The organism is Flavobacterium sp. (assembly GCF_044338735.1).
Lineage (GTDB): Bacteria > Bacteroidota > Bacteroidia > Flavobacteriales > Flavobacteriaceae > Flavobacterium.
Genome location: NZ_JBIIWV010000024.1, coordinates 1 through 18840, shown reverse-complemented (window position 1 = coordinate 18840; position 18840 = coordinate 1). Strand labels below are relative to the sequence as shown.

The following is an 18840-nucleotide window of genomic DNA, read 5'->3' as shown; positions in this document are numbered from 1 at the left end:
CATTAATTAAAACAATCATGCTTTTAGATTCTTCGCGTTGTTTTAAAGCATATATTTTTTTTACGGCCTCTTCATTAGTAGCATCACAACCAATTCCCCATACGGTATCTGTAGGATACAAAATAATGCCACCTTCTTTTATTACTTCGAATGCGTTGTGTACTTCGGTGTTCATTTGTTTTTAATTTCGGTAAAGATTTTACTTATTTTAAGTTACTTTTATTAAAATGAATTACTTTTGCAAAGTAAGTGCTTTTAATTTATCAAGGTGCATCAATTATTTAAAAAATACATCTTTTGAAAGATAAATTACTACTAATATTAAATTATAAATATAATTATAGTGATTGGTATAACAGGTTATAAAGGAGTTTTAGGATCCATAATATGCGAAAAATTAAAAGAAAGTAATCAGAAATTTTCTGTTTTCGAAGGAGATATTAGAGATTCTGATTTACTTTATAATTGGATGAATAGTAACAATATTGATACTATAATTCACTTAGCATCTAAAGTTGCGGTCGTAGATGTTCAAAACAATTTAGACGATGCATATGATGTAAATGTGAATGGTACTATTTCATTAATAAAATCGATAAAAAAACTAAACAGATCTATTTATTTATTTTTTGCAAGTTCAAGCCATGTTTATGCGAGCAATGAAAATTTAATTAAAGAATCCGATTGCATATCTCCTCAAAATTCTTATGGATTAACAAAGTATATTTCAGAATTATTATTACAGGATTTTTGTAAATCACATATTTTTTTAGAGTTATGTATTGGTAGAATTTTTAGTTTTTATCATGAAACTCAAAAACCTCCATTTTTATATCCAACCTTGAAAAAAAGATTCGAAACTGAAGATTTAAACGCTCCTTTTGTTTTACATGGTGCAAATTCAACTCGTGATTTTTTACCTGCTGAAGAAGTATGTTCAATTATCATAAAAATTGTAGATAAAAAAGCAAAAGGAATAATTAATATTGCTTCTGGAACTCCAAAAAAGATTATTGATTTTGTAAAAGAAATAGCCCCTATTGATTTAAATTATCATGTTAATTTACAAGAAAAAAACAATCATTTGAATGCTGACATAACATTTTTAAAATCCATTTTACATGATGAATAATACTCAAATATCAATAATAATTCCAACCTTTAATAGGGCTAATTTTTTAAAACAATGTATTGATTCTTGTTTGAATCAAACTCAAAAGTGTGAAATCATAGTTTGTGATCATGGCAGCACTGATAATACACCTGAAGTAGCTAAAAGTTATGGAGATAAAATTAAATACATAAGAAGAGATTTAGATTCTGGAGTGCATTTCTGTTGGTTAGATGGTGTTTTACATGCTTCAAATGATTTTATACATATAAATTATGATGATGATTGGATTGCACCTACCTATATTGAAGAATGTTCAAAATTACTTAATGAAAATGTAGGGTGTGTTTTTTCTGAAACACAATTATTTGATGAAAGTAAAAATGAGTTTGGACAAAAATTATTTAAATTAGAACAAGAAACAGGAGTTTTTTCAATAAAAAAATTGAAACATTTTAATTTAAAATATTTAACTTCGCCGGGAGCAGGCATATTTAGAAAAGAAATTTTACTAAACTTTTTATTTGTGGGTAATATACCATTTACTCAAAATAATTATCACGGAGTTGGTCCAGATATTTTGTTTTCATTAATGAGCACATTAAAATATTCACATTATGGATTTGTAAATAAACCCTTGGCTTTTTTTAGAGTTCATGAAAATTCAATTACAATTGACGCTCAATCTGATAAAATTAAAAGTTTAAAAATAAAAAAGGCATATGAAGATGCAAAAATTTACTTCTTCATTCATAAATTTGTTAAATCATGTAATATCTACAGTATTGCAAAATTATATTATAAAATAAGTAAGAATTTCATAAAAATTAAAAAATATAATAATGATTAAATTAGCTGAAAATACAATATCACAAGAGGAATTGATAGCTTTAAGTAAATGGATTCCAGAAACTCAGCAGTTGACTAAAGGTCCTTTAGTATTAGAATTTGAACATAAATTTGCAAACTACATAGGAACAAAACATTGTGTTATGGTTAATAGCGGATCGTCTGCTAATTTATTAATGGCTTACGCCCTTTTAGAGGGAGATTATTTGAAAAATAAAAAAGTTGTTGTTCCCGCAATTAGTTGGATTACAACTTTGTCTCCATTTTTACAATTTGGATTTGAAGTTTTTTTATGTGATAGTAATTCTAAGAATCTTGGATTAGATACTGAAAAATTAGAAGAATTGTTTATAAAAGAAAAACCTTCCTTATTAATATTAGTTCATGTTTTAGCACATCTAAATAATATGGATGAAATTCATAGAATTTGTCAAAAATATGATGTAATTGTTATTGAAGATGCTTGTGAGGCACTTGGAACCCGACATTTGAATGGGAAAAAAGCTGGAAATTTATCCTTAGCTGGTTCTTTTTCTTTTTATTATGGTCATCATATTTCAACTATTGAAGGTGGAGCTGTAACAACAAATGACACAAAACTTTATAACTTAATGCTTTCAATTCGTTCTCATGGATGGTCAAGAGATGTAGATCAATCTTATAAAGAATCATGGAAAGAACAATTCAATATTGATAGTGTTAGAGAATATTATACTTTTTATTATCCAGGTTTTAATCTTCGTTCAACAGATTTGAATGCTTTTATTGGAATTTCTCAATTAGATAAAATGAAACAAATTTGTAAAGTAAGAGAAGAAAATTATAATTTTTATAATCAATATTTAGAAAATAAATTTTGGAAACAAGAAAGTGAATATTCAGAACTTTCTAGCTTTGCCTATGGAACAATCGTAGAAAACAGAGAAGAAGTTTTTAATTATTTAAAAGCCAATAATATTGAAGTTAGGCCATTGATATGTGGAAGTATGGGTAAACAACCATTTTGGATTAAAAAATATGGACAAACCTCATTAGAAGTTGCAGACATTATTCATGATTATGGTTTGTATCTTCCGAATCATTTGTATTTAGACGAAGAAAAAATAAAATTTGTTTGCGAAAAATTTAAGGAAGTCGCTATTCCTAAATTTTTCTGATAAATTAATAATATATCAAGATGAAAGTAGCATTAATCACAGGAATTACAGGTCAAGATGGTTCCTATTTGGCCGAATTATTATTGGAAAAAGGATATGAAGTCCATGGGATAAAGCGAAGAGCTTCTTCTTTTAACACGCAACGTATTGACCACATTTATAGAGATAAACACGAAAATAATGTGAATTTTAAATTACATTACGGTGACTTGACGGATTCTACAAATATCATTCGAATTATTCAAGAGGTTTGTCCTGATGAAATATATAATCTAGGTGCCATGTCGCACGTTAAAGTGAGTTTTGATTCGCCAGAGTATGTTGGAAATGTTGATGGTTTGGGTACATTACGAATTTTAGAAGCGGTTCGGATTTTAAATTTAACTAAAAAAACGCGTATTTATCAAGCTTCAACTTCAGAACTTTATGGTTTAGTGCAAGAAGTGCCACAGTCAGAAACAACGCCTTTTTATCCACGTTCGCCTTATGGAGTTGCAAAAATATATGGATTTTGGATTACAAAAAATTATAGAGAAGCTTACGGAATGTATGCATGCAATGGTATTTTATTTAACCACGAATCACCAAGAAGAGGGGAAACTTTTGTAACTAGAAAAATCACAATGGCAACCGCCGCAATTGCACAAGGAAAACAAGAGTGTTTGTATTTAGGAAACTTAAATGCACAACGTGATTGGGGTCATGCGAAAGATTATGTAGTAGCCATGTGGGCCATGTTGCAACAGGAAGAGGCAGAGGATTTTGTAATTGCCACAGGAACAACAACTTACGTTCGTGAATTTGTTAGAATGGCATTTGATAAATGCGGCATCACTTTGGAATTTCAAGGCGAGCAAGAAAATGAAATTGGAGTAGTAATGGCATGCAGCAATCCAGCTTATCAAGTCGAAATAGGCAAAATAGTTGTGAAAGTAGATTCACAATATTATCGGCCAACGGAAGTGGAATTGTTAATTGGAAATCCAACAAAAGCAAACACCAAATTAAATTGGATTCCAAAATATGATTTGAAAGGATTAGTTGCCGAAATGATGGAAAGTGATTTGAAACTTTTTAAGAATTAAAAAAGGTTAAATCACTTTTATAACATTTTTATTATGGAAAAAAAATCAAAAATATTTGTAGCAGGGCATCGCGGAATGGTTGGAAGTGCTATTTTGAAAGATATTAAAAATCAAGGTTATACAAATATTATATATAAAACATCTAGCGAATTAAATTTAATTGATCAGCAAGCAGTTCGTTCCTTTTTTGAAGCAGAAAAGCCTGAATATGTTTTTTTAGCAGCAGCAAAAGTGGGCGGAATTATTGCTAATAATACCTATAGAGCAGATTTCATTTATGAAAACATCATGATTCAAAGCAACGTAATTCATGAAAGTTATTTGAATAATGTTAAAAAATTATTGTTTTTAGGTTCTACCTGCATTTATCCAAAACTAGCTCCTCAACCTTTAAAAGAAGATTATTTATTAACGGGATTATTAGAAGAAACAAATGAACCTTATGCAATAGCAAAAATTGCAGGAATTAAAATGTGCGATGCTTATAGAACACAATATGGTTGCAATTTTATTTCTGTAATGCCCACTAATTTATATGGTTTTAATGATAATTATGATTTACAAAACTCACATGTTTTACCTGCTTTATTAAGAAAATTTCATGAAGCTAAAATAAATAACCGTGAAGAAGTAGAAGTATGGGGAACTGGTGAGCCTTTAAGAGAATTTCTACACGCCTCAGATATGGCAAATGCTTGTGTATATCTTATGCAAAATTATAATGAAGAAGGTTTTGTAAATATTGGCACAGGAAATGAAATTTCAATAAAAGATTTAGCCTTTCTTATAAAAAAAATTGTTGGGTTTCAAGGTACTATTGTCTTTGATAGTACAAAACCATCCGGAACTCCTAGAAAACTAACTGATATAACTAAGCTTACTAATTTAGGATGGAAATACAAAATTGAATTAGAAGACGGAATTAGAGATGTATATCATGAAAAATTTATGCTAAATGCAAAATAACAATAAAATTTCAGTTGTAACAATTAACTACAATAATCCTCTAGGTTTAAATAAAACTATTGAAAGTGTAGTTAGTCAAACATTTAAAGATTTTGAATATATTGTTATAGATGGAGGTAGTAAAGAAGAAGATGTATCAATAATTAAATCCTATCAAAATCATATTAATTATTGGGTAAGCGAACCTGATAAAGGCATTTATAATGCTATGAACAAAGGTATAAAGGTGGCTACAGGCGATTTTATTATTTTTATAAATAGTGGCGATAATTTTACAGATTCAAAAGTTTTAGAGGAAGTACAAAGTAAATTAACTTCCGATTTTGATATTTATTATGGTGATTATTATCGTATTAAATCAAATTCAAAACGAAGAAAATCTTATCCAGCTAAACTTTCTTTTTCTTTTTTTTATAGCGGTTCACTACCACATCCTGCCACTTTTTTTAGAAGAACATTATTTGATGAAATATTTTTTTACAATGAATCTTATAAAATAGTTTCTGATTGGGAATTTTACATTTATGCTATATGTCATAAAAATGTTAAGTATTATTATCTAAAAACTGCAATTTCAGATTTTGACTTTACCGGAATATCCTCAAATCCAAAATTTAATGAGATTGAAAGATTTGAAAGAAAAAAAGTATTAGAAAAATATTTTCCTGCTTTTGTAGAAGATTATGAAAAAGTTTCGCTCCTAAATTCTAAAAGATTTCAACAAATTATTCATATTCAAAAATCTTTGTTTTTGTGGAAATTATTTAAAGGTATGATTAGTTTTTTCTTATTATTTACATCAAAATTTAAAAAATGAAAAAAATTCATGTAGGTTTTTTATTGTCATATGATTATGAAAAATTAAAATTATCAATTCCACCAATTTATAAGAATGCTGATAGAATATTTATTGCTTTAGACAAAAATTTTTTAACTTGGTCTGGAAATAAATTTAAAGTAGATGAAAGTTTTTTTAAATGGCTTAAAGACATTGATGAAGACCATAAAATTGAGATTTATAGAGATGATTTTTATATTCCAACTCTAAATCCAATTCAAAATGACACCAGAGAAAGACATTTACTTTCTATAAAAATGGGAATTGGAAATTGGTTAATTCAAATTGATAGTGATGAATATTTTATAAATTTTGAAAATTTTGTAAACAATTTAAGAAAATATGACCACTTTTTACAAAATCCAGATAATAATCAAATACAATTTTCTACCTTTTTAATAAATATTTATAAAAAAGTAGAAGGAGGATTTTTATATGTTGACAATGCTACTAAATGTATGACAGCTACAAATTATCCATCTTATAAATATGCAAGAAATACAAGAAAAAGAATAATTTATACAAAACATTTAATGTTTCATGAAACTTTAGCAAGAGATGAAAAAGAATTAGAATTCAAATTTAGTAATTGGGGGCATAAAGATGATATAAACCCATATTTTTTAGAAAAATGGAAATCTGCAACTATAGATAATTATAAATCACTCTCTAATTTATTTTATTTAGAACCGTTTAAATGGAAAAAATTAAATTTTGTAAAAGGAGATACAATTGATGAAGCAATTCATAATTTTGACACTAATAATTTTGCACCCTCAAATTTTTTTTTAGCTAAAAAAAATTTTGGGCAATGGTTCAAATTTTTATTTAAAAAATAAATTAAATGAAAATAGCCCTCTTAATATCTACCTACAATTGGCCTGAAGCTTTAGAATTAATTTTTTTGAGTATAAAAAAACAATCAATTTTTCCAAACGAAATTTTAATTGCAGATGATGGTTCCAATGAAAAAACCCAAAAAATAATAGATAAATTTAAACAAGAAACAAATTTTAATATTATTCATGTTTGGCAAGAAGATAAGGGTTTTAGAAAATCGATGATATTAAATAAAACTATCGCAATTTCAAAGGCAGATTACATTATTCAGATTGATGGTGATTGTATTATTCACAAAAAATTTATTGAAGATCATATAAAAAACTGCAGTAAAAAACAATATTTATATGGAAGTAGAGTTAATATTTTAGCACCTTTTGTGGATAAAATATTTCAGCATAAATTTATTTCTTTTAATTGTTTTTCTAATGAAGTAAAAAATAAAACACGAACAATTTACCTCCCATTTTTGTCTAACTTTTTTAAACCACAAAATAAAATATCTAGGAAATTTAGAGGATGTAATGTTTCTTTTTGGAGAAAAGATTTTATTTCAATAAATGGATACAACGAAGATTTTGAAGGTTGGGGAAGAGAAGATTCTGACTTGGCAATTAGATTATTAAACAACGGTATAGCAGGAAAAAGATTGAAATTTTGCGGCATTTTATTTCATATCTATCATTTAGAAAAATCAAAAAACAATTTTGAAAAAAATAATCAAATTGAACAATTAACAATTAACAATAAAATTGTAAAAATTGAAAAGGGAATTGACCAGTATTTATAGATGAAAAATTTATTAGAAATAAAAAATATTGTAGCAAACTTTAATAATTTAGGTGAAAACTTTGTTATGGGTAATCGCAATGTTATAAAAATTTTCAAATTAAATAACAATACAACTATCAATATCAAATCCTTTAAAAAACCAAATTTAATTAACAAAATAGTTTATCGATACTTTAGAAAATCGAAAGGAAGACGTTCGTTTGAACATGCTTCAAAATTAATAAAAATGCAAATTGGAACGCCTCAACCTATTGCTTATTTTGAAAAGTTTGATTTTATTGGTTTAAAAGAAAGTTATTACGCATGTGAACATCTTGAAAATGTGTTTGAATTTAGAGAAATTGTTCAAAATGAAGCGTTTATTAATAGAGAAGAGATTATTAGACAATTCATACAATTTACGTTTCAAATGCACCAGATTGGGGTTGAATTTTTAGATCATTCACCTGGAAATACACTTATTAGAGATAACAATAATGGAAACTATACTTTTTACTTGGTAGATTTAAATCGAATGAAGTTTCATGAAACTATTGATTTTCATACTCGAATGAAAAATTTATCCAAGATTACACACAAAAAGGATATGATTGCAATGATGAGTAACGAATATGCAAAACTTTCAAGTGAAAACGAAGTTTTTGTTTTTGAAACGCTTTGGAAACTTACATCAGAATTTCAATTTCGATTTTACAGAAAAAAAAGAATCAAAAAGAAATTAAAGTTCTGGAAAAAGTAGTATTTTTCACTTTTATTTCTTTACATGCAATTATCAGTTATTATCACTACATACAATTCGGAACAATGGCTTCAAAAAGTGCTCGAAGGTTATAGCAACCAAACTGAGCGTGATTTTGAAGTGATTATTGCAGACGATGGTTCTACCGAGAAAACAAAACAACTAATTGATACCTTTCAAAATCAATTTAAGTTTCCAATTGTTCATGTTTGGCAAGAAGATAATGGTTTTCAGAAATCTAAAATACTTAATAAAGCCATTCTAAAAACTAATACTGATTATTTCCTTTTTACAGATGGAGATTGCATTCCACGAAAAGATTTTGTGGCGCAGCATTTAAAATATAAAGAAGAAGGTTTTTTTCTTTCAGGCGGTTATTTTAAATTGCCTATGAAAGCTTCTTGTAAAATTTCTTCAGATAACATTAAAACTCAGGATTGCTTTTCAATTTCTTGGTTAATTACAAATGGTGTGTCCAAAACTTTTAAATTGTCAAAACTGACCAATATTAGATTTTTTGCGACGTTTATGAATTGGTTAACTCCTACTAAGAAGACATTTAATGGTCATAATACTTCTTGTTTTAAAAGTGATTTAATAGCAATTAATGGCTTTAACGAAGAAATGCAATACGGAGGTTTAGATAGAGAAGTAGGTGAGCGATTGTTTAATTTTGGAATCCTTTCAAAACAAATTAGATATAGTGCAGTTTGTTTACATTTAGACCATAAAAGAGATTATGCAACAAAAGAGACGAGGGAGAGAAATAACGAAATTAGAAACTTCAACAAAAAAAATAAAATTATTCAAATTAAAAATGGAATTACCCAATTAAAATAACAAAAACCATTGAAATTTTAACTAATTACTATTCAATCAATTGGTTAGAAAAAGTAATTTCTGAATTTAATAATCAAACATTTGATTTTTTTAATAAATTTTTCTGTACATCATCCAAAGTTGTAAATACCTTTTAAATACAGAAAATGAGTGAATATATGCCAATATAAAACCTTCTTTGCCATCTAAAATTCCTAACCTAAAAAAATATTGCCAATAAAAGTGATAGACAGGCTTAAAAATTAAATGATAAGCATTTGGTTTTACTTTTTTATTGTATAAGTTTTCAGCTTGTATGTTGCTGTATATGTTGAGTTTATCATTGTAATTATCAAAACTTTTGTAGCTATGTTGAAGCAAGCCATTGTTTAAAACACCAATAGTTCCTTTAGCTTTAATTTTATCATGAATTATAATCTCGTTGTATTTACAAAAGTTTTTATTGAATAATCGAATAGTTTTTTTGTTTTGCCATCCTCCAAATCGAATCTGTTTTTCCATAAAAAAGAAATTACTTTTAACAGAAAATGCCACTTTTGAATTCGGATTATTCACTTTATTCTTAATTTCTTCTCCCAAATCTTTGGTAATAATTTCATCTAAATCAAAAAATACAATCCAATCATTTTTTGCTTGTTGAATAACATCATTTAATTGTTCAGAAAAATTAATTAATGCTCTTTCAATTACCTTAACACTCATTTCCTTTGCAAATTCAACCGTTTTATCGGTACTTGATGAATCAATAAAAATAATTTCATTGGCAAACGATAAGTTTTCTACATATCTTTTTACGTTTTCTTCTTCGTTAAAAGTGATGGCAATGGCAGTTATATTTTTTATAGAGTAATTTTCAGACATATTAATAGATGAAATATGACACAAATATAATATTTTTACACCAATGCTATTTTAAATTTTAAATTATGTCAAGATTGCCCATTTTAATGTACCATAATATTACTCTAAATTCTGAAGAAAGTTTTGATTTAACGCTTTCTATCCAAAAATTTGAAGATCAATTAAAGTTTTTAAAAGAACATAATTTTACTTCTATTTTTGTTTCTGAGTTAGAAAATATTGACGTGAATTCAACAAAACATGTAGTGTTAACTTTTGATGATGTAACTCAGAATCAATTGCTAAACGCCATGCCACTATTGAAAAAATATGATATGAAAGCTACTTTTTTTATTCCCTTTTTTTATTTAGGTAAGGAAGATTTGTGGAATGAGGGTTCAGAAAAAATCATGACCATTGAGGAATTAAAATCATTAGATTCTGATATTATAGAACTGGGTCATCATTCCTATTTTCATAAAAAATATAGTGAGTTGTCTAACGAAGAAATTCAAGATGATTTTGATAAAAGTTTTAAGTTTATTTCTGACAACAATTTAAAAGTTTATCCTGCTTTAGCTTATCCGTATGGGAATTATCCTAAAAAGGGAAGTCAGAAAGCTATTTTTTTTAATCTTTTAGAAAAAAATAATATTAAATTGGCATTTAGAATTGGAAATAGATTAAATCAAATTCCAATAAAAAATAGATTTGAAATGCAACGCATAGATATTAAAGGACAAGACAGCTTGTTTACTTTTAAATGGAAGTTACGATTAGGTAAATTAAGCTTATTTTAATCCTTTTTCTAACAAAATCATTTTTACATACCTAGAAAACACTCCATAAGCGTCAATTGTGGCAACGGCTAATCCAGGAACACCATCCAGAAATCCTCGTCTAATTATGTAGCTATGAAAAAAGCGATAGAATGGTTTGAAGGTTAGATGCAAAAAGCTAACTTTTTTGTTTTTTTGAAGAGCCATTTCTGCTTGAAACCACGCGTAAGAATCTTTCTTTTTTATATAATTGAACAATCCTTTGTAGGTGTAATGAATCATAAAATTAGACAATAAACCTGCTTTCCCTTTATGAATTAACTTTTCATGGACCAATCCTTCAAAAAACACCGAATCATTTTTAACCAACCTAGTTACTTTATTTTCAGAATGATATAAAAACCTATTCATATAATAATGAGGGAATTTAATTTTATATGCTTCATGTTTTGAGTTATTAATAGTTGCTAAAATTTCACTCTTTAATTTTTGAGTAACTCGTTCATCGGCATCTAAAAATAAAATCCAATCTGATTTTGCATATTTAATGGCTTCATTTTTTTGATTTGAAAAATTATCAAATTTTCTTAAGATAATTTCACAATTAAATTTTCTAGCCAGCTCAATTGTATTATCAGAACTATTAGAGTCAATTAGTATAATTTGATTTGCAAATGAAACCGAATGTAAGCAATCTTCAATATATTTTTCTTCGTTAAAAGTTGGAATAATTATGGTAATTGTTTGCATAAGATTTTGTAGTTAATTTCAAAACTAAATAAAATAATTTATCTTTGCAACAAATGGAAAAAGATATTTCAATAATTATAAGTACCTATAATTCGCCAGATTGGTTGGCTAACGTTTTATATGGTTTTAACTCGCAAACTTATAGAAATTTTGAGGTAATTATTGCCGATGATGGTTCTGATGAAAGAACTAAAAATTGCATTGACAAAATTAAAAACGAAGTTTTTTATCCAATTAATCATGTTTGGCATGAAGATGATGGTTTTCAAAAGACGATTATTTTGAATAAATCTATTTTAGCCTCAACAAGTGAATACATTATTATGACAGATGGTGATTGTATTCCAAGAGAAGATTTTATTGAAAATCATGTTAAATATCGTGAGGAAGGCTGTTTTTTATCGGGCGGATATTTTAAATTACCAATGAATTTATCCAAGCAAATTACTAAAGAAGACATTTATTCTGGGAAATGTTTTGATTTAAACTGGCTGAAAGCGAATGGAATTAAACGCTCCTATAAAAACACCAAACTTATTGCTAAAGGATTGCTAAGTTGGTTTTTAAATTATACAACTCCAACAACAGCAAGCTGGAATGGTCATAATTCATCTGGTTGGAAGTCAGATTTTCTTGCAGTTAACGGTTTTGATGAACGAATGCAGTATGGGGGAGAAGATAGAGAATTTGGTGAACGATTAATCAATAAAGGCATTCAATCTAAACAAATAAGATATTCAAGCGTTTGCATTCACCTAGACCATGCTCGTGGTTATGTTAAACCAGAAATGATTGAAAAAAATATAAAAATCCGAAAAGAAACAAAAAAATCCAAAAGCATTTGGACTAATTTTGGCATAAAAAAGAAATAATTATTTCAAATTTTCTTTCAAAAAAGTGTTTAATTCCGGGATAATCATTTCAGGAGTTAATTTTAAATACATTTCTCGTGGATTTTTCTCAATTTCTTTGCTTTGTTCATAAGTTAATTCAGAAATTGCGTCGGGTAAAAAATCTAATAAATGAACCGATTTATGAAATTTTCCATCTTCAAAACTTCCCCAATCATCTTTAATAATATAAGGAGAAAAAATTGTAAAAGTTGGTTTCTTTAAAGCTTTTGCAATATGAACTGTACCTCCTTCATTAGATACTAAAACGGTACATTGATTCATTAAAACACTAAAATCACGAATATTTTTAGCATAGATATCTAAAATAATATTCGACTTATTTTTACATAAAGCATAAATTTTATCCGCTTCTTCTTTTTGATTAGGTGCATAATTAAATAGTAAGCAGCAATTAAAAGTAGTAGCAATATAATCTATAATTTCAGCTATATATTCATAGGGCATAGACTTTTGTGGAGTACTTCCTAGTATGCCAAGCATAATAATTTTTTTATCTTGATACTTTTTGGGAACTTGAAATTGTTTTTCTTTTTCTGTTAAAAAAATTCTTGGTTCATAATTGATGTTTTCAAAGGTATCCACTTGTTTTAAAAGATGAATTCTATCTTCAATTGCTTTACCACAAATATGTGATTTTGTTTCTAAAATTCCCACTGGATGTGTGTAATAGCCTAAATTTCCAATTTTCTTGCGGCTTTTATGACCAACTGTTTGCTTTGCTAAACCAAATTTACAAATCAAGCGACTCTGAAGTTTAGAATAGGGATCAAAAATGATATCGTATTTTTCTCGACGAACTTGAACAATCATTTTTACTAAATTGCCAAATTTTTTTAGTTCTTTTTCGTTGATTGAAATGATTTTATCAATATTTGGATTGTTCTGAATTACACCATGAGTAAAGTCATAAGCCATTAAATGAATTTCACTACCTGGATATTTAGCTTTGTAATTATTAGCTATTACTGAACTAATTAGCACATCGCCAATTCGTTTATTTTGAATGATTAAAATTTTCTTCATAAAGGTTTAACTCCCCAACGCTGTTGATAAAAGTTGATTTGAATTTGAATTCAAAGTTAGTATTTTATTTTATTTTTATGGATGTTATTTTAACTTCCTACTCAAAAATCTTCAATAAACTATCTTTTTTTTGTAATTTGCGGACAAATTAATTTTGTATAAAGTACTGTTTTTTTTTATACTTTTAACCTAAATAAAATTAAATATTTTGCGAATAATCGTTCATCTAAAATATAAAAATCAAGAAGGAACTATACTTCAATTAGTTAAAACTTTTTTTGAAGAAGGCGATTTGATTGTTAAGGGTTCACGTAATATTATTAAATCAAATTTTCTAGGAACTATAAAAGTTAACATTAAGTTTTTTCAAAAACCAGGTTTAATAAAAGCAATAATTTACTCTTTTTTTAGAGATACAAAAGCCAAGCGCTCCTTTGATTATGCTAATTACTTATTGAAACATAATATTAACACACCATTTCCAATTGCATTTGTTGAAGAGCGTTCTATTTTTGGGTTTTTAGCCAACAGTTTTTATTTCTGTGATCAAATTGATTATGATTTTACGATGCGTGAGTTAATTCATAATCCATTATTTCCAGAGCGAAATATAATAATCGAGCAATTTACTGAATTTACGTTTAAAATGCACGAAGCAAGAATTAATTTTTTAGATCATTCGCCTGGAAATACTTTAATACTAAATAAAGGTAATGGAAAATATGATTTCTTTTTAATCGACTTAAATAGAATGAAGTTTGAAGATTTGTCTTTAGAAAAACGAATGGATAACTTTAAAAAAATGTGGCTTTCTAAACAAATGATAAAAGTTGTTGCTCAAAAATATGCCATATTAAGCAACCAATCAGAAGAAAAAATACATGCTATTCTTTTGTTAAAATCTAGACAATTTAAAAGGAAAATCACCATAAAAAAATATTTAAAAAAAAGAATTGGAAAATGATTTAATTTTTTCTCACAAATTTATTTATTCCCCAAGTTAGCTTTTTATCATCACTGATGATAATTTGATTTTCTAATTTGAACTTTTCTTCAAATAGGTTTATTAAATCTTCACGTATTCCATAAATTGATATTATAAAAAAGCCATTTTTCGTCAAAAATTCAGAATATCGTTCTAGTTCTTTTAATGGATCATCTAAATAATAAATTACTTCATTAAAAATAATTACATCAAATTTATTTTTTGGCACAAATTTTTGAATATTGCACGATAAAAATTCACTATTTGGATAATTTCTTTTTTTTGCTTTTGAAATAACATTACTACTAATATCAACGCCAACATAAGAGGAATACTCTTCCTCTTTAAAATAGTTTATTAAAGTTCCAAAAGCACAACCCAAATCTAAAAGATTTGGTCTTGAATTACTTTCATTAATTAAGGTATAAATATTTTTATATCTAATTTCTTCTTTTTCAATGAAATCCCATTTACCTTGAAAAAATTTCATATTCCATGAAATCTTTTTCTTAAACCATTTAAAATTATTCACAACTTATAAATATAAGATTAAACCGCTACGTTATATTCTCTTAAAGCATCATTCAACGAAGTCTTCAAATCAGTTGAAGGTTTTCTTTGTCCAATGATAATGGCACAAGGCACTTGATAATCTCCAGCAGGAAATTTTTTTGTATAACTTCCAGGAATTACTACCGAACGAGCTGGAACAACTCCTTTGTATTCAATTGGTTCATCTCCTGTAACATCAATAATTTTAGTAGAACCGGTTAGGCAAACATTTGCACCCAAAACCGCTTCTTTGCCAACGTGAACACCTTCAACTACAATACATCTAGAACCTATAAATGCACCATCTTCAATTATCACTGGAGCGGCTTGTAAGGGTTCTAAAACGCCACCAATTCCAACACCACCGCTTAAATGCACGTGTTTTCCAATTTGCGCACAACTCCCAACTGTTGCCCATGTATCAACCATTGTTCCTTCATCTACATAAGCTCCAATATTGACATAACTAGGCATTAAAATAACTCCACTTGAAATGTATGCACCATATCTAGCAACCGCATTTGGAACTACGCGAATTCCTTTTTCTGCATAGTTTCGTTTCAACAACATTTTATCGTGGTATTCAAATATACCCGATTCCCAAGTTTCCATTTTTTGAATAGGAAAGTACATTACTACTGCTTTTTTTACCCATTCGTTCACTTGCCAACCATCTGTTGTTGGTTCAGCCACACGAAGCGTTCCGCTATCTAATAATTCGATAACATCTCTAATGGCTTTTTGCGTAGTTTCTTCTTGTAATAAAGCACGGTTTTCCCAAGCTTTTTCTATTGTAGATTGTAAATTGGTCATCACTGTTAAAATTTGTGCTACAAATATAATTTATTTATGGTAATGCAAAAAATGAATAGTTTAAAGTTTAGAATCAATTTTATTATAATAAATCCATTATTTTTGTAAAAAAACAAAATGCCAAGAATTTTAGCAATTGATTACGGAATTAAACGAACGGGTATTGCGGTTACCGATGAAATGCAAATGATTGCTTTCGGATTAACTACTATAGCATCTGAAACGGCAATTGCTTTTTTAAAGGACTATTTTTCTAAAGAGAAAGTTGAGCGTGTAATTGTTGGCGAACCTAAGCAAATGGATGGAACTCCTTCTCAAAGTGCTGAATTAATTAATAATTTTGTAGTAAAATTTCAAAAAGCTTTTCCTGGAATGCCCGTAGAAAGAGTAGATGAACGATTTACCTCTAAAATGGCATTTCAAACGATGATTGATAGCGGATTGAATAAGAAGCAACGTCAAAATAAAGCTTTGGTAGACGAAATTGCCGCAACAATTATGCTTCAAGATTATTTACATTATAAAAAATAGTACTTTTGCAAAAATAAAATATTGAACACTTAATACTGAATACTGAGTACTATGATACTACCAATATATGGATACGGAGAACCAGTCTTACGCAAAGTAGGAGAGGACATCACACCCGATTATCCAAATCTTAAAGAAACGATAGCTAACATGTATGATACTATGTATAATGCACATGGCGTTGGTTTAGCAGCACCACAAGTTGGATTAGCATTACGTTTATTTATTGTTGATACTGAGCCATTTAGTGATAGTGATGATGTTTCTAAAGAAGAAGCAGCTGCAATGAAAGCCTTCAAAAAAACGTTCATTAATGCAAATATAATTAAGGAGGAAGGTGATATTTGGGGATTTAATGAAGGATGTTTGAGTATTCCTGATGTTCGCGAAGATGTGTTTCGTCATGAAACCATTACCATTGAATATTTTGATGAAAATTTTAATAAGAAAACAGAAGTTTATGATGGTTTAATTGCGCGCGTTATCCAACATGAATATGATCACATCGAAGGAATTTTATTTACCGATCATTTATCCATGTTAAAAAAGAAATTAATTGGAAAAAAACTACAAAATATAATGGAAGGTAAAGCCAGACCCGATTATAAAATGAAATATGTAAACAAAAAGGGACGTTAAATTGTAATTAGTTACTAGTGAAAAGAAAATAGCTTTTTTAACTAAACTTTTCACTTTTTACTTTAAAATAATATATTTGCCAACCATAACAAAAAGTAACATGAGCATTCAAAAAATATTAGCTGTTTCTGGAAAACCAGGATTATATGAATTAAAAATTCAAACTCGAACGGGTTTTGTTGCAGAATCATTATTAGACGGAAAAAAAATAACAGTCGGAATGAGAGCAAACGTGAGTTTGTTGTCTGAAATTGCCGTGTTTACTTATTCTGAGGAAATACGTTTAGCAGAAGTATTAAAAGCAATTGCAACCAAGGAAAATGATGGACCAGCCATTTCTCATAAAGAAGATGAAACTAAATTAAAAGCGTATTTCAGAGAAGTATTGCCAGAATTTGATGAAGACAGAGTATATACTTCAGATATTAAAAAAATCCTAAACTGGTATAATTTATTACAACCAAAAGGATTTGTTTCGGTAGAAGCATTGTCTAAAGAAGAAAAAGAAGAAAACACGAGCGATAGCGAACTGGCGAAGCAAACACCAACTGCTGAATAAGTAGTTGATAATAATATTTTAAAATCCTGCGTTTTCCACGCGGGATTTTTTATTTTTACAGCTACTTTGTCATGCTGAACTTGTTTAACTTCGTTGAATCTACGATTTCAGCATCTCTAAACCGATAACAAACAACAGATAACAGACTATGAACACCCGCCAAGAACAACTACAAGCTTTCAATCGCCTTTTAGATATTATGGACGATTTGCGCAAAAAATGCCCTTGGGATAAAAAGCAAACACTTGAAAGTCTCCGTCATTTAACGATTGAAGAAACCTACGAACTTGGTGACGCAATTCTAGATAATGATTTGCAGGAAATCAAAAAAGAGTTGGGTGACGTGTTATTACACATTGTATTTTATGCTAAAATTGGTAGTGAAACCAATGCCTTTGATATTGCAGATGTAGCCAATGCTATTTGTGATAAATTAATTGATCGTCATCCACATATTTATGGTGATGTGGTGGTGGCTGACGAAGAAGAAGTAAAGCAAAATTGGGAAAAACTAAAACTAAAAGAAGGCAAGAAATCGGTGTTAGAAGGCGTGCCAAAAAGTCTACCGGCATTAGTAAAAGCAAGTCGCATTCAAGATAAAGTGAAAGGAGTAGGATTTGATTGGGAAGAACCACATCAAGTTTGGGACAAAGTTCAAGAAGAACTAAACGAACTCCAAGTAGAAGTTCAAGCCGGGAATCAAGAAAAAATTGAAGCCGAATTTGGCGATGTATTGTTCTCCATGATAAATTATGCACGATTTTTAAATGTAAATCCTGAAGACGCTTTAGAACGCACGAATAAAAAATTCATCAAGCGTTTTCAATATTTAGAAAGTAAAGCTACAGAATTAGGCAAACCTTTAATGGACATGACCTTAGCTGAAATGGATGTTTTTTGGGAAGAAGCAAAGAAGTTGTAGTGTTAATTTTTTGCGTTTAGTTTGCTTTAAAAAAAATCCCGAGCTTTCACTCGGGATTCATTTTACATATCTTTAATTTGCTGCAGTTTTTCTTTCCACAATTTCAAATCGTCTTTGTGGCGTTCAATATTTTTTTGCACTTCTTTTATGAATGGATTTTCACCTTTTGAACTACTGCTAATAAACTGAATGTTATTTTCTAATTGGAAAATTTCACTTTGAACTTCATCAATTTTCTTTCTAATAAAGAATTGCTCTTGTTCTAAAGCTCGTTTATTGTCGTTTTCACTCAATTGCTCTAAACGGTTGCTAAAAC

Annotated in this window: 23 protein-coding genes and 1 pseudogene; 17 read left to right on the top strand and 7 right to left on the bottom strand. The window is 28.2% G+C overall.

The features are described 5' to 3' along the window. A partial coding sequence (locus tag ACIQZC_RS03125; RefSeq protein WP_396137783.1) for an L-threonylcarbamoyladenylate synthase occupies positions 1–175 on the bottom strand: 175 nt, incomplete at its 3' end. Positions 176–343: 168 nt separating this feature from the next. Here ACIQZC_RS03125 and ACIQZC_RS03120 point away from each other — a divergent pair. Genes ACIQZC_RS03120 through ACIQZC_RS03075 form a run of 10 tightly spaced genes read left to right on the top strand, consistent with a single transcriptional unit; the run spans position 344 to position 9217 of the window. Beyond that, the gene (locus ACIQZC_RS03120; protein ID WP_396137782.1) at positions 344–1132 is read left to right on the top strand and encodes an NAD-dependent epimerase/dehydratase family protein; all 789 of its coding nucleotides are present in this window, start codon (positions 344–346) and stop codon (positions 1130–1132) included. After that, complete coding sequence (locus ACIQZC_RS03115) at positions 1122–1961, top strand: glycosyltransferase family 2 protein (protein ID WP_396137781.1); 840 nt, start codon at positions 1122–1124, stop codon at positions 1959–1961. Before ACIQZC_RS03120 ends, ACIQZC_RS03115 begins: the two co-directional genes overlap by 11 nt. Beyond that, positions 1954–3117, top strand: a complete 1164-nt coding sequence (locus tag ACIQZC_RS03110) for a DegT/DnrJ/EryC1/StrS family aminotransferase (RefSeq protein WP_396137780.1) — start codon at positions 1954–1956, stop codon at positions 3115–3117. Before ACIQZC_RS03115 ends, ACIQZC_RS03110 begins: the two co-directional genes overlap by 8 nt. Before the next feature lie 20 nt (positions 3118–3137). Beyond that, complete coding sequence (gene gmd / locus ACIQZC_RS03105) at positions 3138–4202, top strand: GDP-mannose 4,6-dehydratase (RefSeq protein WP_396137779.1); 1065 nt, start codon at positions 3138–3140, stop codon at positions 4200–4202. A 33-nt stretch (positions 4203–4235) separates the two neighbouring features. Further along, positions 4236–5168, top strand: a complete 933-nt coding sequence (locus ACIQZC_RS03100; RefSeq protein WP_396137778.1) for a GDP-L-fucose synthase family protein — start codon at positions 4236–4238, stop codon at positions 5166–5168. Then, on the top strand, positions 5158–5985 hold the full coding sequence (locus ACIQZC_RS03095; RefSeq protein ID WP_396137777.1) for a glycosyltransferase family 2 protein: 828 nt from the start codon (positions 5158–5160) through the stop codon (positions 5983–5985). Before ACIQZC_RS03100 ends, ACIQZC_RS03095 begins: the two co-directional genes overlap by 11 nt. Beyond that, entirely contained in the window at positions 5982–6845 is an 864-nt protein-coding gene (locus tag ACIQZC_RS03090; RefSeq protein WP_396137776.1) for a hypothetical protein, read from the top strand. Before ACIQZC_RS03095 ends, ACIQZC_RS03090 begins: the two co-directional genes overlap by 4 nt. A gap of 5 nt (positions 6846–6850) precedes the next feature. Beyond that, positions 6851–7636, top strand: a complete 786-nt coding sequence (locus ACIQZC_RS03085) for a glycosyltransferase family 2 protein (RefSeq protein WP_396137775.1) — start codon at positions 6851–6853, stop codon at positions 7634–7636. Further along, positions 7637–8377: a lipopolysaccharide kinase InaA family protein gene (locus ACIQZC_RS03080; protein ID WP_396137774.1), complete on the top strand. Its 741-nt coding sequence runs from the start codon at positions 7637–7639 to the stop codon at positions 8375–8377. 24 nt (positions 8378–8401) lie between these two features. Continuing rightward, complete coding sequence (locus tag ACIQZC_RS03075) at positions 8402–9217, top strand: glycosyltransferase family 2 protein (protein WP_396137773.1); 816 nt, start codon at positions 8402–8404, stop codon at positions 9215–9217. Positions 9218–9307: 90 nt separating this feature from the next. Here ACIQZC_RS03075 and ACIQZC_RS03070 read toward each other — a convergent pair whose 3' ends face one another. Then, entirely contained in the window at positions 9308–10078 is a 771-nt protein-coding gene (locus ACIQZC_RS03070) for a glycosyltransferase family 2 protein (RefSeq protein ID WP_396137772.1), read from the bottom strand. A gap of 65 nt (positions 10079–10143) precedes the next feature. Here ACIQZC_RS03070 and ACIQZC_RS03065 point away from each other — a divergent pair, with 65 nt between their 5' ends. Beyond that, on the top strand, positions 10144–10857 hold the full coding sequence (locus tag ACIQZC_RS03065; protein WP_396137771.1) for a polysaccharide deacetylase family protein: 714 nt from the start codon (positions 10144–10146) through the stop codon (positions 10855–10857). On the opposite strand, the gene ACIQZC_RS03060 is transcribed toward ACIQZC_RS03065, so the two are convergent. Next, positions 10849–11586 carry a glycosyltransferase family 2 protein gene (locus tag ACIQZC_RS03060; RefSeq protein WP_396137770.1) on the bottom strand — a complete coding sequence of 246 codons (738 nt, stop codon included), beginning with the start codon at positions 11584–11586 and terminating at the stop codon, positions 10849–10851. The genes ACIQZC_RS03065 and ACIQZC_RS03060 overlap by 9 nt on opposite strands. Before the next feature lie 53 nt (positions 11587–11639). On the opposite strand from ACIQZC_RS03060, the gene ACIQZC_RS03055 reads away from it, so the two are divergent. Continuing rightward, positions 11640–12458, top strand: coding sequence for a glycosyltransferase family 2 protein (locus tag ACIQZC_RS03055; protein WP_396137769.1), 819 nt, complete (start codon positions 11640–11642; stop codon positions 12456–12458). Here the strand turns inward: ACIQZC_RS03055 and ACIQZC_RS03050 are convergent, their stop codons facing one another. After that, positions 12459–13523: a glycosyltransferase family 9 protein gene (locus ACIQZC_RS03050; RefSeq protein WP_396137768.1), complete on the bottom strand. Its 1065-nt coding sequence runs from the start codon at positions 13521–13523 to the stop codon at positions 12459–12461. Between the two features lie 208 nt (positions 13524–13731). On the opposite strand from ACIQZC_RS03050, the gene ACIQZC_RS03045 reads away from it, so the two are divergent. Further along, the gene (locus ACIQZC_RS03045; RefSeq protein ID WP_396137767.1) at positions 13732–14487 is read left to right on the top strand and encodes a lipopolysaccharide kinase; all 756 of its coding nucleotides are present in this window, start codon (positions 13732–13734) and stop codon (positions 14485–14487) included. 1 nt (position 14488) lies between these two features. On the opposite strand, the gene ACIQZC_RS03040 is transcribed toward ACIQZC_RS03045, so the two are convergent. Continuing rightward, on the bottom strand, positions 14489–14998 hold the full coding sequence (locus tag ACIQZC_RS03040) for a class I SAM-dependent methyltransferase (protein WP_396137766.1): 510 nt from the start codon (positions 14996–14998) through the stop codon (positions 14489–14491). 59 nt (positions 14999–15057) lie between these two features. Then, complete coding sequence (locus ACIQZC_RS03035; protein WP_396137765.1) at positions 15058–15873, bottom strand: 2,3,4,5-tetrahydropyridine-2,6-dicarboxylate N-succinyltransferase; 816 nt, start codon at positions 15871–15873, stop codon at positions 15058–15060. Positions 15874–15990: 117 nt separating this feature from the next. Between ACIQZC_RS03035 and ruvX the strand changes: the two genes are divergently transcribed. From ruvX to mazG, 4 genes are all read left to right on the top strand, one after another. Continuing rightward, positions 15991–16404, top strand: a complete 414-nt coding sequence (ruvX, locus tag ACIQZC_RS03030; protein ID WP_396137764.1) for a Holliday junction resolvase RuvX — start codon at positions 15991–15993, stop codon at positions 16402–16404. A gap of 51 nt (positions 16405–16455) precedes the next feature. Then, the gene (gene def / locus ACIQZC_RS03025) at positions 16456–17043 is read left to right on the top strand and encodes a peptide deformylase (protein ID WP_396137763.1); all 588 of its coding nucleotides are present in this window, start codon (positions 16456–16458) and stop codon (positions 17041–17043) included. A 100-nt stretch (positions 17044–17143) separates the two neighbouring features. After that, on the top strand, positions 17144–17602 hold the full coding sequence (locus ACIQZC_RS03020) for a DUF5606 domain-containing protein (RefSeq protein ID WP_396137762.1): 459 nt from the start codon (positions 17144–17146) through the stop codon (positions 17600–17602). Between the two features lie 148 nt (positions 17603–17750). Further along, the gene (gene mazG / locus ACIQZC_RS03015) at positions 17751–18524 is read left to right on the top strand and encodes a nucleoside triphosphate pyrophosphohydrolase (protein WP_396137761.1); all 774 of its coding nucleotides are present in this window, start codon (positions 17751–17753) and stop codon (positions 18522–18524) included. A 62-nt stretch (positions 18525–18586) separates the two neighbouring features. Here mazG and ACIQZC_RS03010 read toward each other — a convergent pair. Next, positions 18587–18840, bottom strand: a pseudogene (locus ACIQZC_RS03010) (DUF349 domain-containing protein); the annotation flags it as partial.